Source organism: Natronobacterium haloterrestre, from assembly GCF_900112205.1.
GTDB lineage: Archaea > Halobacteriota > Halobacteria > Halobacteriales > Natrialbaceae > Natronobacterium > Natronobacterium haloterrestre.
Genome location: NZ_FOKW01000002.1, coordinates 1 through 14366 on the forward strand (window position 1 = coordinate 1; position 14366 = coordinate 14366).

The 14366-nt window shown below is 63.1% G+C and carries 15 protein-coding genes and 1 pseudogene; 7 read left to right on the forward strand and 9 right to left on the reverse strand.

Annotation, left to right across the window (positions count from 1 at the left end; all coding sequences use genetic code 11):
• Positions 1 to 88 precede the first annotated feature (88 nt).
• The 5 genes and pseudogenes from BM113_RS23000 to BM113_RS04040 form a co-directional block, all read right to left on the reverse strand.
• Positions 89 to 223: pseudogene (locus BM113_RS23000) on the reverse strand (type II toxin-antitoxin system VapC family toxin); the annotation flags it as partial.
• A complete protein-coding gene (locus BM113_RS04025; protein WP_007139840.1) occupies positions 220 to 495 on the reverse strand; it encodes a hypothetical protein in 276 nt (91 codons plus the stop codon). The pseudogene BM113_RS23000 and the gene BM113_RS04025, both read right to left, overlap by 4 nt.
• Before the next feature lie 442 nt (positions 496 to 937).
• Complete coding sequence (locus tag BM113_RS04030) at positions 938 to 1801, reverse strand: CheF family chemotaxis protein (RefSeq protein WP_089785584.1); 864 nt, start codon at positions 1799 to 1801, stop codon at positions 938 to 940.
• Positions 1798 to 3060 carry a HEAT repeat domain-containing protein gene (locus BM113_RS04035; RefSeq protein WP_089785587.1) on the reverse strand — a complete coding sequence of 421 codons (1263 nt, stop codon included), beginning with the start codon at positions 3058 to 3060 and terminating at the stop codon, positions 1798 to 1800. The genes BM113_RS04030 and BM113_RS04035 overlap by 4 nt, the downstream gene beginning before the upstream one ends.
• Positions 3061 to 3308: 248 nt before the next feature.
• Entirely contained in the window at positions 3309 to 4010 is a 702-nt protein-coding gene (locus BM113_RS04040; protein ID WP_089785589.1) for a DUF8159 domain-containing protein, read from the reverse strand.
• A 138-nt stretch (positions 4011 to 4148) separates the two neighbouring features.
• Between BM113_RS04040 and BM113_RS04045 the strand changes: the two genes are divergently transcribed.
• Complete coding sequence (locus BM113_RS04045; protein ID WP_089785591.1) at positions 4149 to 6959, forward strand: COG1361 family protein; 2811 nt, start codon at positions 4149 to 4151, stop codon at positions 6957 to 6959.
• A 52-nt stretch (positions 6960 to 7011) separates the two neighbouring features.
• Here the strand turns inward: BM113_RS04045 and BM113_RS04050 are convergent, their stop codons facing one another.
• Both BM113_RS04050 and BM113_RS04055 read right to left on the reverse strand, forming a co-directional pair.
• Complete coding sequence (locus BM113_RS04050; protein ID WP_089785592.1) at positions 7012 to 8355, reverse strand: RNA-guided endonuclease InsQ/TnpB family protein; 1344 nt, start codon at positions 8353 to 8355, stop codon at positions 7012 to 7014.
• A 299-nt stretch (positions 8356 to 8654) separates the two neighbouring features.
• On the reverse strand, positions 8655 to 8900 hold the full coding sequence (locus BM113_RS04055) for a DUF7385 family protein (protein ID WP_089785594.1): 246 nt from the start codon (positions 8898 to 8900) through the stop codon (positions 8655 to 8657).
• Between the two features lie 434 nt (positions 8901 to 9334).
• On the opposite strand from BM113_RS04055, the gene BM113_RS04060 reads away from it, so the two are divergent.
• Positions 9335 to 9892: a helix-turn-helix transcriptional regulator gene (locus tag BM113_RS04060; RefSeq protein ID WP_089785595.1), complete on the forward strand. Its 558-nt coding sequence runs from the start codon at positions 9335 to 9337 to the stop codon at positions 9890 to 9892.
• Positions 9893 to 9982: 90 nt separating this feature from the next.
• Here BM113_RS04060 and BM113_RS04065 read toward each other — a convergent pair whose 3' ends face one another.
• A complete protein-coding gene (locus BM113_RS04065; RefSeq protein WP_089785597.1) occupies positions 9983 to 10462 on the reverse strand; it encodes a DUF7112 family protein in 480 nt (159 codons plus the stop codon).
• A gap of 27 nt (positions 10463 to 10489) precedes the next feature.
• Positions 10490 to 10885 (reverse strand): 30S ribosomal protein S6e, encoded by a 396-nt coding sequence (locus BM113_RS04070; RefSeq protein ID WP_089785599.1) that lies wholly within the window; start codon positions 10883 to 10885, stop codon positions 10490 to 10492.
• A 370-nt stretch (positions 10886 to 11255) separates the two neighbouring features.
• Between BM113_RS04070 and BM113_RS04075 the strand changes: the two genes are divergently transcribed.
• The 5 genes from BM113_RS04075 (at position 11256) to BM113_RS04095 (ending at position 14326) form a co-directional block, all read left to right on the forward strand.
• A complete protein-coding gene (locus BM113_RS04075; RefSeq protein WP_089785601.1) occupies positions 11256 to 11537 on the forward strand; it encodes a WNWW family protein in 282 nt (93 codons plus the stop codon).
• 51 nt (positions 11538 to 11588) lie between these two features.
• Positions 11589 to 12314 carry a TetR/AcrR family transcriptional regulator gene (locus tag BM113_RS04080; protein ID WP_089785603.1) on the forward strand — a complete coding sequence of 242 codons (726 nt, stop codon included), beginning with the start codon at positions 11589 to 11591 and terminating at the stop codon, positions 12312 to 12314.
• An 82-nt stretch (positions 12315 to 12396) separates the two neighbouring features.
• On the forward strand, positions 12397 to 13479 hold the full coding sequence (locus BM113_RS04085; protein ID WP_089785604.1) for a hypothetical protein: 1083 nt from the start codon (positions 12397 to 12399) through the stop codon (positions 13477 to 13479).
• Positions 13476 to 13820: a hypothetical protein gene (locus BM113_RS04090; protein ID WP_089785606.1), complete on the forward strand. Its 345-nt coding sequence runs from the start codon at positions 13476 to 13478 to the stop codon at positions 13818 to 13820. The genes BM113_RS04085 and BM113_RS04090 overlap by 4 nt, the downstream gene beginning before the upstream one ends.
• A gap of 86 nt (positions 13821 to 13906) precedes the next feature.
• A complete protein-coding gene (locus BM113_RS04095; protein ID WP_089785608.1) occupies positions 13907 to 14326 on the forward strand; it encodes an SHOCT domain-containing protein in 420 nt (139 codons plus the stop codon).
• The last annotated feature ends 40 nt before the right edge of the window (positions 14327 to 14366 follow it).

Consider the following 14366-nt stretch of genomic DNA (forward strand, 5'->3'; position numbering starts at 1 on the left):
TAAATATCCGTATTGTTACCGAACGTGGACTGTGTCGGCGGTGTCGGATTCACGCCCGTCCTGAAGGACGGGATTCTCTCCTTGAAGAAAGATAGTCGCTCACGTACGGTTGGCCGAACTCCCCGTCATAAACTGCCTCGAGTGCATTGCTCGCTGCGCCGTGTCTCGATGCATCCAGATCGTGATCCGCATACAGAACGCCAGTATCGATACAGATCGTCATCCGTAGAGCACGTCGTCGATATCGCTCTCGTCCGTCTCGACACCGGAGTGGTACCGATCGCGGCGCATGGCCGCTTTTTCCTCTTCCGAGAGCGGTACTGCCGACTTCCGGAATGAATCGATCACCTCGTCGCGCGATTCGTACGCGTCGTCGATGAGTCGTGTTAACAACTCCTGCTGTGTCACGCTGCGCCCCGTCTGCAGTCGAATCTCCGCCTGGAGTTCCTCGAGACGGGACTTCGCGTCTTCGTGTACTTTGACCGCCGTCGTCATGTCTTTCAGTTACATCCGTAACTGGGTAAACGTTTCCACGAGTAGATGCGGACTGTCTCAGGGCTGGAGATCAGTTACCCTTCGTTACACAAACCCGAAAAGTGTTGATGCGACGAAACGACGGATGAGGGTCTGTCTCGACATGGATCCGAACACTGACGCGTTTCACAGTCCTGGCAACGAGATCCGTCGGTTACTGTTGTATCCGTATGAGGGCAGATTGTGATGTCTGAAGTGGTCGTTGCAACGATACGACTCCCGTCATTCGTCGCAGGGGTACGAGCGACTTTGCAGTAGTCACCCCGTGTTCGTTCCTCGGTTCCGCCCCTGTCGGAACGTTCGTCCTTCGCAGGAAGGGCGGGATTTTCTTACCGATAGAGGAGAGACTAACTGTCTCTCGTCTTCGTTCACGAACCCGCGGTTCAGATAGAACGACAGACAATCACTTGCTATTCATCGCTTCGCTCGCGATATTCCGCCCGCGTGGCTTCAAGGCGACTTCGCGCCGAACCCGAACCTCCTCTAACACGTCCAGTTCGATCAGCCGCTCGTAGATCTCCTCGACCTCGTCGACGTCCATGTCCAGGAACTCGGGCACTTCGAACGGCGACACGCCGGAGTAGATCGCCATCAGTACTTCCTCTTCTTTCCCGGAGAGTTCGATCTGGGAGGCGTTCTTCTCGGCCCCCCTATCGAGCACCGACTTGAGGATCGCACAGTTCTGTGCGCCCCCCGAGAGGTACGTCTGGACGCTCGAGCCGTCCTCGGTGTGTTCGGCCTCGATCACGGGCCGCTCTTTTGAACGGATCGTCCGTTCGTCGCTCTCGACGGTCCCGACGTCGTCGACCTCGATCTGGACCAGCGAGCCGGACTCGACCGCGAAGTTCGCGACGCCGTCGTTGATCTTCACGCGGGCCTTCTCCCAGGAACTGTCCTGAACGACGCCGCCTTTCACGGCGGGGTGTTTGATCAGGACGATCTCGCCGTCCAGGATCGCCTTCTGGATCTGGAGTTCGAACTCCTCGACGTCGCCCATCGAGACGAGGAAGACGTCGGCCCCGTAGTTGATGCTGATGTAGTCCGAGACCTTCGCGACGGTCTGGTTGACGTCGTACCGCCCGCGGATCGACTGGATCTCCGACAGCGGGATCGTGTGTTTCCCGTCGTTGCTCGCGATCACGATCCGCTTGTTCGAGAGGATGATCCGGCCGTTGGACCAGTCGGTATCCGACAGCTTCCGGCCGTCCCGCATCACCTGGGTGAACTGCCCGGTGACGTCCGCGAGTTTCTGTTCGGACTTGCTCATGCGAAGTCACCACTCGGCATCCCCGCGCCGCCGAGTTTCGATAGTGCGGAGAACCCGCGTTTACGCAGTCGGTCGCTCTCCGTCCGGTCGACGAACCCCGCGAGCCTGTTGCGGGACGTCTCCGTCCCGATCTTCCCCAGGACGAACAGCGCCTTCACGCGGGCCTCCTCGTCCCGGGTGTCGTCTTCCACCAGATCGAGCAGCCGTTTCTCGAGGTCGCTACCGTCAAGAAGGGAGAGGCTGGTCGCGGCGAACTTCGAGGTCATCTCGTCGTCGTCGGCCAGCGTCTCGATCAACGCCTCCTGGGCCTCGCGTTCGTAGTCGTCGTTGGCGACCCGGCCCAGTAGCCACGCCGCGTTGCGCCGCTGGGCGGTCTCCGTACTCTGATCGAGGATGTCGATCAGCGGCTGGACGACCTCCGTTTCGGTGACGGCCTCGAGCTCGCCGACGATCTTCTCCCGGATCTGGTGGCTGGCGTCGGCCGGTGCCTCCGAGAGCAGTTGCACGAGCGAGAACATCGCCGTCCGGCGGACGGTATCGGACTCGTCCCGCAGCGCCTCCGCGAGGACTTCGACGGCCTCGATGCTCCCCAGCCGGCCGAGCGCGTCGACGGCGATCCGGCGGAGCCGCTCGTCGTCGGCGTCGGCGACGTCTACCAGTTCCCGAAGGGCGTTGTTCGTCCCGATATCGGCCAGCGCGTAGGCGACCTCGATGCGGACGCCGTAGCGGTCCTCGTGTAATCGGTTCGTCAGCGCCGGCACGCACTCGGGCGCGCCGATCCGCCCCAGCGCACGCGCGACTCGTTTTCGAACACGGGGGTCCGAATCCTCGAGTCGCTCCACGAGGGGTTTCATCACGTTGTCCTCGCCGATCCGGCCGAGACCCGTGGCGGCGGCCATCCGGAGTTCGGGCCGGTCGGCGGTCAGTCCCTGGGCCAGCACTTTCGCCTTCTTCCACTCGGCGACGCCGTCGATCTGCTGGCCCGACTCCTCGCCGATGAACGTCTCGAGGGCCTCCTGTCCGTACTGGTCTAGGGCGTCGATGGCCGCCGCGCGGACTTCCTCGTCGTCGTCGTCCTGGGAGGCGGCCACGAGCGCGTCGACGACGTCCGCTCGCGGGTATCGCGTATCGTCGGTCTCGCTTTCCAGACTCCCCAGGATCTCCGCGGCCCGCCGCCGGACGTTCGAATTCGAACTCTCCTCGAGAACCTCGACGAGTCGTTCGAATTCCGCGTTGCGCTCGAGTTCGAAGAGGGACATTGTTCTAGATCACCGTTCCCGTCACCGCATCCATCCCGGTCTTCACCGCAGTTCGGGACGGAACGAAACTCTCGGGGGAGTTACGGGCTCCCGTCCGTACCGGATCGGTAGCGACCGCTGAATATTCACTCTTCCTGTCCGGTTTCGTTCCGGCCCGACACGTGGGAACCGTCTGCGGTTCACCGGTCACAGATCGGCAGGCCTTCCCCGAGCGAATGCTGGGGGCTTCGTCGGGGCCGGAGCGACGCCTACTCGTTCTCGTCGCCGTCGTCACGTTCCTCACCGTCCTCCGTATCCGTCGTCGGGGCGCTTTCGTTGCCGTCGCCGAGAACGGCCTCGGAGTCGTTGTCACCTCCGTTTTCGGAAGCGCCCCGTTCGCCGTCCTCGTACACCATCGTCGTGACGATCTGGTTCCAGAGCTGGAGATCGCCGACCTCGTCGTTGAGGTGGCGTTCCGCCCACTGCGAGTTGACACCCCACCCTTCGACCTGTCCGTCGAACCGATCCAGTACCTCCGTGTACAGGTGGTTGACGTCCGAGCCACGATCCACGAGCCCTTCGCTGAACACGCGGTAGATCAGTGCGACCTCTTCGTCGGATTCCGCCCGGTTCTCGGCGGTCGACTCGTAGAACAGGATCAGATCGTTGTCTTCGGTATCGTGGTACAGTTCGTCGACGACGATGCCGTTCTTCTCGAGGAGGAAGTAGAACTCGCCGGGGGTCGCTTCGGGATCGTCGCCGGGGTCTTCCGGCGATACTTCGACTCGCGTGTCGTCCAGATTCAGCGCCGAGTCCAGACACCCCGCCGTCGCTCCGACCGAAACGGCTGCGGCAGTGGCAAGGACACGCCGGCGTGTCGGTCGGCCGTCCGGTTCGGTATCCGTCGGCGAGCGGTTTCCGGGTTCGCCGCCGTCGCTTTCTTCTATCGAGCACCCGCGACCCGTAGTCATCGTTACGGATGGTCTCACCAATGGGTGAAAAGCGCGTCGGCCATCGTCAAAAGTATCAAATATAGGGAATTAAATCGCCCAGAGAGTATATTACGGGCCCCTGCAAACAGTTGCGAACACACGACCGGTGCCGTCTCGATGAACGGAAACCTCTGTACTGACTCGACTGTCTCTCTCCGAACGGCGGTCGCTCGGACCGTGTTCTCGAGCGTCGTCGCCCGCTCTCTTCTCGCCGGACTCGGAATAGCAACGGGGCGGACGAACTCCGAGGACGAGGATCGGTGTCGGAATCGGGGCCTGTCGCCTCACGGGGACCGTCGGCGCGGACAACTCCGTGGCGCGATAGCCGTTCTCTCCCTTTTCGTCGTCGTAGCTGCCGTGCTCGCCGGAGGCAGCGTCGTTCTCCCGGCCGTCGACGACCGGGTCGATACGGACCGCGAGGAACCGTCGGTGACGGGAGCGTCCCCGGCGGACGGTTCGCCCCTGACGTTCGAAACGACGGCTAGCACTTCCGACGTCTACGGCGTCACGAGCGATCCGATCAACGTTCCGTCGGGACCACCCGACGACAAACGGGTCGTCGTTCGGTTCGAAGAGGACCACGTCGTCAGCGGGTCCCTCGAGGAGGACCTCCCGCCGGAGCCGGCAATCGCCGTCAATCGAAGCGACGGGGGATACGAGGACCTCATCGTCGACGAACACGACGACTACGACCTCGAAGTCGTCCAGACGCCGGACGGCGAGGTTGCGAAAGTAAACGGCACCCGACCGGTGTACCGGGTCGACGACGACCCCGATCTGGTCGTCCTCGACGACGAGCAGGAAGTCGTCGTCGACGAACTACAGGTAAGCCGGGAAGACGGACTGGTTCGAACCGTCGAGGGTGACGAGGTAGTCACCGTCAACGGGACGCCGATCGAGTATCCGGAGTACGACTACGTCGATCTGGGCCTCGAGATTACCGACGTCGAAAACGCCAGTGAGGGGGAGTCCATCTCCGTGGACGTCGCCGTCCACAATTCGCGGTGGGCAGATGCCACGGGAGATGATGCGAAGATGACTTTCAGCTTACACGATTCGGACGGTAATCCGAAGGATCCGGAGGAAATTGAAGACTATACTACCACTATTGATGTCGACGGAGATGGTAACTCTTCCTACACGTTCACGTACGATACAGAGCGAGACGACAATGACTACATTTTCGAGGAGGTTCGAGTCGAGATCGAAGACCGCAACACAGACGACGTAACCGTTGACGGCGATTCCGATACTGCCTCCGTCGAAATCGGTGCTGCGGGCGCGGCGGTCTTCATTACTAACAGCACCTCGACGGTCGAAGGTGGTGAACTAAGCGTAACCGCCGATATCGACCGGTACGGAAATGAGCCAGAGGGGTCACAAACCTATCCGATCAGTCTATTTATCGACGGTGCAGAGGTCGAGACGCAAGTACACACGTTGGCTCCCGGTGGTGAAACGACGACGACCTTCTCGTACGAAACCGATCACAATGACGTCCCCGAGACCAATGTCGAAGTCTCGAGCCGTACCGATTCGGATTCGGTCGACATCCCTGTCGTCTCCCGAGAGGAACACAATCGAAGCATCGAAGCGGCGATCACGGGGACGAACGTCGACCAACTCAACCTAACCGGCGAACTCGAGGTCGACACCGCGTTCGACTACGATGGGGACATTCCCGGAGGCGAGACGGAGTTCCAGGCGCATTTCGTGGTCAACGGGGACGTCGAAGACCGGCGAAACGTGACGCTTGCCGGTTCCGATCCGACGAACGAGACGTTCGTGTTCGCTCGCAACGAAACGCATCCGCCGATCGAGAACGTCACGATCGAAACGCCGGGCGAAGACGCGTCCGTCGAATTCGACCGTCGGACCGACGTGACGTTTACCGACGTCACCGATCCGGCGGCACGCAACGAGACCCTCGAGGCGACGGTCTCCGTCGAAGACGTCGGTGAAACGCCCGGCCGGGACGTGCTCACGATCGAGACGACGAATCCCGTCGCCGTCGACAATGCGACACGCGAGCGGACGATCGTTCTCGAGGGTGGCGAATCGACCACCGAAACCGTGACGTTCGAACTTACCGAGGACGCGCCACCGAACCTCGAGTTACGAGCCAGCACCGGCGATGCAGTCGAGACCACGTCGGTCGAGGTCCGAGACGACGTGTCGCGGTTCGTGGTCGAGGAGGTGACCCTCGAGGGGGCGGACGATCCCGACTCCGGACTCGACGTGACGGGAACGATCCGCAACGCGGGCGGGGTGTCGGGTGCCCAGACGGTTCAACTCACGCTCGACGGCGAACCGATCCGGACGGAGGAGATCGTCCTCGAACCGGACGAGGAGGTGACGCTGTCGGCAGGCGTGCCGACGTCCGACGAGGGGACCTATGCCTTCGGTGCGTCGACGGACGACGACGAGTACAGCGATACGTCGGTCGCGACCGCGACGCAGACGGAATCCGCACCCGACGACGAGGGGTCGTCGCTGTCGCTGCCGGTCAGCCCCGCGACGCTCCTCGTGGTGCTCGCATCGATCGCAGGGGCGATCGCGGTCGGAGCGGGCGTCATCAAGTACCGCGACGACCCGGCGACCGTCCGCGCGCGAGCGCGCCAGTTACGAAATACGGTCCTCGGTGCGGTTCCGTTCGGCGACTCGGGGACGGTCATCGTCCAGAACGACCTGCCACGGACGTCGCTGGTCAGAGTACGAGTTCGATCCGAGAACGACGTCGTCTTCGTGGAGGATTTCGAACTCGCCGAGAACGAGCGGCGCACGTTCGACTGCCTCCCCGACGCCGAGCGGTTCGACGTCGGTGCCGGCGTCGACGACATCACCTCTCACGAGGAGACGTTCGGCGAGGGAACGGAGACGGTCGCGATCGTGCTCCGCCCGGAAGGGATCACCATCCGAGAACTATGACATCCTCCGCGCCGTAAACGGCGCGGTTTCCTCCATGGGAGTCTCAGTCGGTCTAAGATTCCCCGGAGGCAATATTCCCGTCACGGTGGACGGTACTCGGGTCTGTGCGCTGTTCGTTGGGACTTTCGTGAGGGTGTGGTGTCCCCGACCAGTTGTGGTCGTCCCACTGGAACCGCACGGGCCGTGCCATCGGCCTGACTGCTGTCTCCGTCTGCCGCTCGAGGAACGTTGCTGACGCCGTGAGGTCGGCGTGGCCGTCGAAGCCACACTCACAGGTGAGTGTGTCCTGATGCCGTGTCGTCCGCTCTGTACTGCCACATTGCGGGCACCCTTGGCTCGTCCACGCTTCCGACCGAACTTCGACCGAGATACCGTACTCCTCAGCAGTACATGCCAGCCGGTCGGTGAACTTCTTGAACGCCCAGAAGTTGTGTGTCTTGGCGTTGGTTTCGACCGACCAATGTGTCTCGAGGACGTCGGTTAACCCGCCGATATAGACTGTGTCCACGCCCTCTGCGTACAACCGTTCAATCAGGTCGCGACAAAGGGCTTCTTGGGCGTGGTCGCGACGGCGCGTCCGGCGTCGGTACAGTCGCCGAATCCGGTCGCTACTGTATCGACCTTCCTCAAGTTTCGACTGTAGTCGGGCAATCTCTCGCGCCGTCTCACGGAAGCGGTCGAACAACTCGCGGCCCTCGTACAGATATTGCTCGCCGGTCGTCGTGGTACAGGCGACGAGATTGTTCGCACCGATATCCAGAGCGGCCGTTTCGTCGGCCAGTGGAGTTGCCTGTTCGTCTGAAGAAACAGTCACAGGCTGTGAAGCTTGGAAGGTGCTGTCAGTCTCGTCGTACCAGAGGTCCAACCGGCCCTGTTTCTCGTACTCGGACCAGTTCGGGTCGCCAACGATTTCTAATCGAAGGCGACTTCCCGGACTATTATGGTTGTCTCGTAGGTCATCCCCCACGACAATCTCAAGTCGGGAACGCTCACCCCATTTGATGGAGTATGCATCGTTGCGAATGACGCCTTTGAGAATACGTCCGTCGTCCTTGTTGCCCCGGAAGCCCGGCGGTTTGGGGTGTTCCGTAACCGAGCTGTTTGACTCGTCGTGGTGCTGCTCTTTCAGCTGGAAGAACGCTCGCCACGCTTCGCTGTTTTTCGCGATGACTTGTTGGGCGGTAGAGGCCGCGAGAACGCTTTTGTATTTGCCCTCGAGCCGGCCTGTATCGACGTTCCATACACTGCCCTCAAAGCCATCTTCGTCGTTATACCGCATGAGACGTTGATAGTTGACTTCGTTCCAGAGAGCGGCAGTAGCGTCCAACAGGTCCCGTAGCACCTGCTCTCCATCGTTAGAGAGTGGTCGCACGGCGAATGTGTTGGTACGCTTCATCTACCAACTACCAGTTCGTTCCGTAGAAAGGTAAAGACCGCCCAGCAAGAGTGAAAGTGAAAGTGGAGTCGATGTGGTGGAGACTCGCGATCGGCAGGAAGACGACGGTATCTCAGTAGAGCAGACGCGATTCACGCCCGCCCTGTTCAGTCCTCGGTTCCGACTGTGGTCGGAACACTCGTCCCTCACGAGAAGGGCGGGACTCTCTCGCTGTCAAAGGTCGGACGTCCTCGAGGGAGACGCCAGTTCCCTCGCCCGTCGGAAACTCGATTTCGTCGGTTCCGGAGAACTACCGGAGTCTAGTGCGTCAGCAACAGCAGTTTTTCGTCGGTCCGGGCGAGACAGAACCGTCGATCCGGCGGCGTCTCGAACGACGTCGTCGGCCGTTCGGTGACGAACAACCGATCGAACCCCTGCCCGCACGCCGGACACCCCACGTCGTCGCGGTTCTCGAGGATCCGTTGATCGCCGCCGTCTTTCAGGAGTTTCAGTTTCGACCGATAGTCGTGGATACTGAACCCGTTCTCGACGGAGATTCGTTCCATGGGGGTCCGTCGCCGGGTCGGACGCATAACTGCAACGGCCGTTCGGTTCGTCCCGACCAGTCGTCCCGGTTCTCCCTGGATGGCCCTCCCGAATAATACGAACCCTGACATGCGGCCAGTAGATTAATGTATGCGGTCCGATTCGCGCGAATTATGGTCGCACGTCCGAATAATGGACAGAGAATGTGAAATACTACTGCCTAACACACGAAAAACCGAATCACTCACTCGAGTGGCGCTCCGTCGATTATTATATTCAGTCCGACGGGTTAAAATTTCGCGCTGTGATACGTTCAGTTCCCTGTCGTTTAAGATGTATCAGTTCCAGTGATTGAGTAGTCGTGGGTGGCACCCGAACGGGACCCCGTCGGACGGTGTGGGCCGTCGGCAGCCGATCGGGACCGGCCACTACCACCCCCAATCGGTGATCGGTAATGCAGGAAAACGTAACGAGTACGGAATCCGTCCTCGAGGAGTTGATTCGGATGACGACCTCGGGGGACCGGAATCGGGAGGAGAGGGATCGAAAGCGGGAGGGAACGAAATCGGATGAACTCGGTAGCGATGGTACCCCTCTCGAGGTCGAAAACGGGACGAACGGGGCGATAGACGACGTTCAGCAGGAACTCGACGAACTGGTGGCCGAGGTGGAAGGGACGCTGCCGATCGAGGACGTGTCGCTCGACGAGGCGCTGATCAAGGAGAACTTAGAGGAGGTCCTGCTGTTGCTCGTCGCGTTGCGCGGCGAGACCCACGGGAAGGAGTTACTCTCGGATCTCTCCCGACTGTTCGACGCGAACCTCAGTCCGGGGACCGTCTACCCCTCTCTTCACGACCTTGAGGAGGAGGACGTGCTCTCGATGCACGCGAAGGTCCAGACGAAGGAGTACTCGATCGCCGACGACGAGTACGTACGGGAGACGGTCGAAGAGACGATGGTCCAGCACCTCTCGTTCGGGCTGTTGCTGTACGCGTTTCTGACGCGATTCTAGCGGCGGTGGCTTTTCGCGGTCGAGACTCCGGCCGTCACTCGAGACGTGGCTCCGCACACCCTCGAGTCCGGCCCTCGAATCGCCCTCGAACTATCGATCGGCGGGATCGTTCTCGGGTTCGGTTCGGTCCCCGTCTCCGGTAGCCAGCGTTTCGGCGATCTCGCTCAGGCTGTCGCTCGGGGGTTCGTGGGCGTCGTAATAGGTCGTCTCGCCCGGTTCCCGCAGTCCGTAGAGGAACTCCGGTTCGACGACGTCGACGAGCGCGGAGCCGCCCGGTGGGACGCCGTGATCGTCGACCCACTCGGCCAGTCGGTCGGTCCCACCGCCGGGATCGCGGGCCAGGTCGGGCGTCTCGTAGACGCCGGGGATCGACAGCTCGTCGCCGGTCAGTGCTCGCTCGACGCGAGCGAACAGTTCGTCGCCGTCCAGGACGATCCGGACGACCTCGTCGGTCGGGAACGCGTCGCGGTCGTCGGCCGGAATCTCCAGTCGAACGCCGGTTGCCGTTTCGGTACACGTCGAGCGAACCGTCCGAACCGACGGATGGTCGCTCGCTACTCTATCTACCATTGGCTCGAATCGAATGCAAAACGAGGCTTACTCGTCTTCGCCGTCGCCGAGGAGCTCGTCGACGTCGGTACTCCCGCGGTCGACGATCGAGGCGTTGATCTGTGCGACTGCGTCGGAGACCTCGCGGCCACGGACCGTGATGCGGCGTCGCTCGCCCTCGCGGTTCGGTCGGTAGCCGGTCTGTCGCTCGCTCATCAGGACTTCCTTCAGGTTCGCGCCGGCGACGTCCTCGTTGAGGGGACGTCCGGCCTCGTCGGAGCCGCCGGTGATCTCGAGGGTGTAGCCGTCGAGTCCGACCGCGCCGCCGTCGACCTCGTCGCCGATCGACTTGCCGATAAAGCGGTTCGCGTCCTGTTCTTCGGCCTCGAGCTGGTAGGTCATCCCGGAGTCGGGATCACCGACGACGACAGTGAAACTTGCCATGCCCGACGGAAGACGGTCGTGGCTCAAAAGAACATCGTTTCACACCGACCTTTTGCGTTACGCTCGTTTCGTGCCGGGAGCAGCGTCACTGCTCCAGGGCACGTCGTCGCTCGCCAAAAGATCGATCAAAAGCACTCCTCCCCCCGTTCGCTCGTCCTCCCGTCCTCGCTCACGTCGGTCGTCGGCCCGCTCGCTCGTTTCACTCGCTCGCGGTCAGGTGTTCGGGATTGTCTGCTCTGCCCGGGTCGCGACATCCCCGTGTTTCGACGATGTCGCTCCCGGCCACGACGTTCGGAGAGGTCTCGAACGCGGTCTTGTCCGCTGCGGGCCGACTCGAACAGTCAAGTGCGTTCCCTGCGTACCCTCGAGCGTGTTCATCGATCCCGAACGGCTCGAGGCGCGCTTGGGCGAGGAGTTCGGCGGCAGCGCCGAGGAGCGGCGGGTGGTCGTCCGGCAGGCCGTCGACCTCGCGGATGCGGGCCGGTATCGGGACGACACGGGGTATACGCTGACGACGGACATCGTCGTCTCGGAGCTGGCCGACGCGCCGGACGGGACGCCCGCCGACCGGTGGAACTGGTGGATCGGCTCCCTGGAGATCGCGTACGGGGGGTACGGTCGGTTCCGGATCGACCGCTATTCGGCGACGTAACCCCGGGGAGAACGAAACGACTTTTATGCACCCTGACCAATTAGTCAGGTAGTGACCGATCCGGACGTTCGCGACGCGATTATGACGGCCACCTACGAGGCCCTCTGCGAGCACGGCTACACCGATCTGACGGCACAGGACATCGCCGACCGCACGGACAAGAGCAAGTCCCTCCTGTTCTACCACTACGACTCCAAGGAGGACCTCGTCGCCGACTTCGTCGACTACCTCGTCGAGCGGTTCGACGAGTGGATCGCGGAGACGCGGGATCTCACCCCCTCGGAGCGGCTGGCGACCTTCGTCGACTGGTTCCTCTACGGTTCCGGCGACGACGACGAGCGTCAGTCGTTCCACACCGCGATGCTCGAGATCCGGACGCAGGCACCGTACAACGAGCAGTACCGTAAAGAGTTGCGCAAGAGCGACGACAGGCTCCGCGAGATCGCCGAAGAGATCCTCCGGAACGGGATAGAGACGGGCGAGTTCACCGACCACGACCCCGAGGAAACCGCCGCCCTCCTGATCGCGACCCTCGACGGTGCGCGTATCCGCCAGCTCACGCTCGCCGAGGACGACTACATCGGGCAGGTCCGGTCGGCGATGGTGGCCCGCATCTTCGACGACATACTCGCCGAGGACGTCTCGTTCCCGGAAGGCCTGCTCCCCGACGAGATCGATATCGAGGGCGGCGTCGACGGAACATCGGACCTGGGCCCCTCGAGCGAGACCCGCCAGCCGGAAGACGAACACGGATCGTCCGAGGACGGGGCGGAGTAACGCCCGGGAACCAGATGTCAGACATCAGACACCTGGATCCTGGAACCTGACACCTGACGCCTGCGTCGACCACACACCCGTCATGCGCGAACGAACGTACACCGACGACGCGAACGCCACCGCCGAAGCGGCGGCCGGACTGGCCTCGCCGATCGGCAGGCTCGTCTCCGCGGCGCTCCCCGCTCGAGAGCGGTCGGTCCCCGCGGCGCTCTGTACCGTCGCCGTCGAGGTCGCCGCGATGGCGGATCGGGGGGCCGATCCCGACGTCTCGCCGGTACAAGTTACGGAACCGCTGATCGAGGCCGTCGTCTCCCTCGAGGGGTATCTTCGGATCAGACGGCAGCTAGTCGACGGCGACTCGAGCGCGGGCATGGGCTGTCCTCGTGACGTCGGTGCCGGGAGGAATCCCGGGAGCGGCCGACCGATCGGCGACCGCAACCGCGACCGCGACGCCGCCGTCCTGGCCAGCGACTACCTCCACGCAGCGGCCTACGCCGCAGCCGGCGAAACGCCCGTTCCGGCCGGGCGCGGGCTCGAGTTGTATCGCGTCCTCGCGTCCGGGTCGACGGCGCTTTCTCACGAGTTTCTCGAGCGGAGTCTCGAGACGCGTGACCCGAACGGCGGACACGCCGAGTCGCTGCCGCCGGCGACCGTCGCCGGCGTCGCCGCCGAACTCGGCGCGACGGCACTCGGCGCGAGCGGGGAGATACGTGCCGCACTCGAGACGTACAGTCGCTCGCTGGCGGCGGCGCTAGTCGCTTCCTCCGGGGATAGTAGCGACGCCGACCCATCCGATGGGGTCGGTTCGTTCGCGGGACCGATCGGCCTGGACCTGCGGCGGACGGTCGTTCGGGTCCTCTCGACTACCGACGGGGTTCGCGTTCCGGAGGAGCAGGGCACCAGTACCGTTGTGCCCGGGGCCGAGCCGGCGGACAGCGACGGTGAGTGCCACCTCGAGCGTGCTCGCGAAGCAGTCGCTACCCTCGAGCGGGCGGTCGACCCCGAGGTCACGGCCGCGTCCACGGCTTCGGCTTCGGCCTCGACCTCGGCTTCGACCTCGGAAGACGGCGACGATCCCCGGGCCAGGGCAAACCTCGAGTCCCCACTCGTCCGCCTCGAGCGGGCAACACGGGTCCCCTTCGGGACCGGCAACGCCAACCCATGAACACGAGTTCGTTCGTACGACCGATCTGGCCTGCCTACTTGCTCTCGGTGCTCGTCTCCGGGCTTGGTCACTGCTACCTGGGTCGGTTGAAACGCGGCGCGAGCTGGTTCCTGCTGTACGTACTCGCGCTCGCGTTCCTGAGCGCGCGAACGATCCCCGGCGCGCTCGAGCCGGGCGAGCCGTTCGTCCTCACGGCGTTGCAGTTCGAACGCGTCGCCTTTACGGACGTCGCGGTCCCGCTTGCCGTCCTGATCGTCTGCCTGCTGGACGTGTACCTGATCGGGCTGGCCGAACGCACTGGTGCGTCGCCGGCGACGGAACCACGGTCGAACGGGTCCTGAGGTTTCGGTCGCCGCTCTTTCCCGTCGCACTAGTTGGAAAGTTGATCAATCGCGCCGCTTTTGTATGTTCCCGTCGAACGCCCCGTATGGACCGTCTCGGCACGCTTCTGGTGAAGGGGCTCGGCGTGTTCGTCCTCGCGCTCGTCGTCCTGGGCGTCGTCGCGACGATCGTCGGCATCGTGTTCTCGATCGTCGCGACCGTCTTCTCGATCGTGGTCACCCTCGCCGTGCTGGGAATTCTCGTGCTGGCGCTCGTCGGGCTGACGTCGCTGCTTCGCGGAGGTTCGTCCGATAGTCGAACGAAGATCGAGGCCGAGCGGAGCCTCGAGACGGACGACACCTCTCGCGGTCGCGATCCGGAAGACCGACTCCGCGAGCGGTACGTCTCGGGCGAACTGAGCGAAGCGGAGTTCGAGCGGGAACTGGATCGGGTACTCGACGAGGACCCGACCCGACGCGACGTCGACACCGATCGCTCGCGCGAGTTCGATCGAACGAGGCGGTGAGCGGCCACGGCCCGGGCGACGGGGCGGCCGGAACCGACGC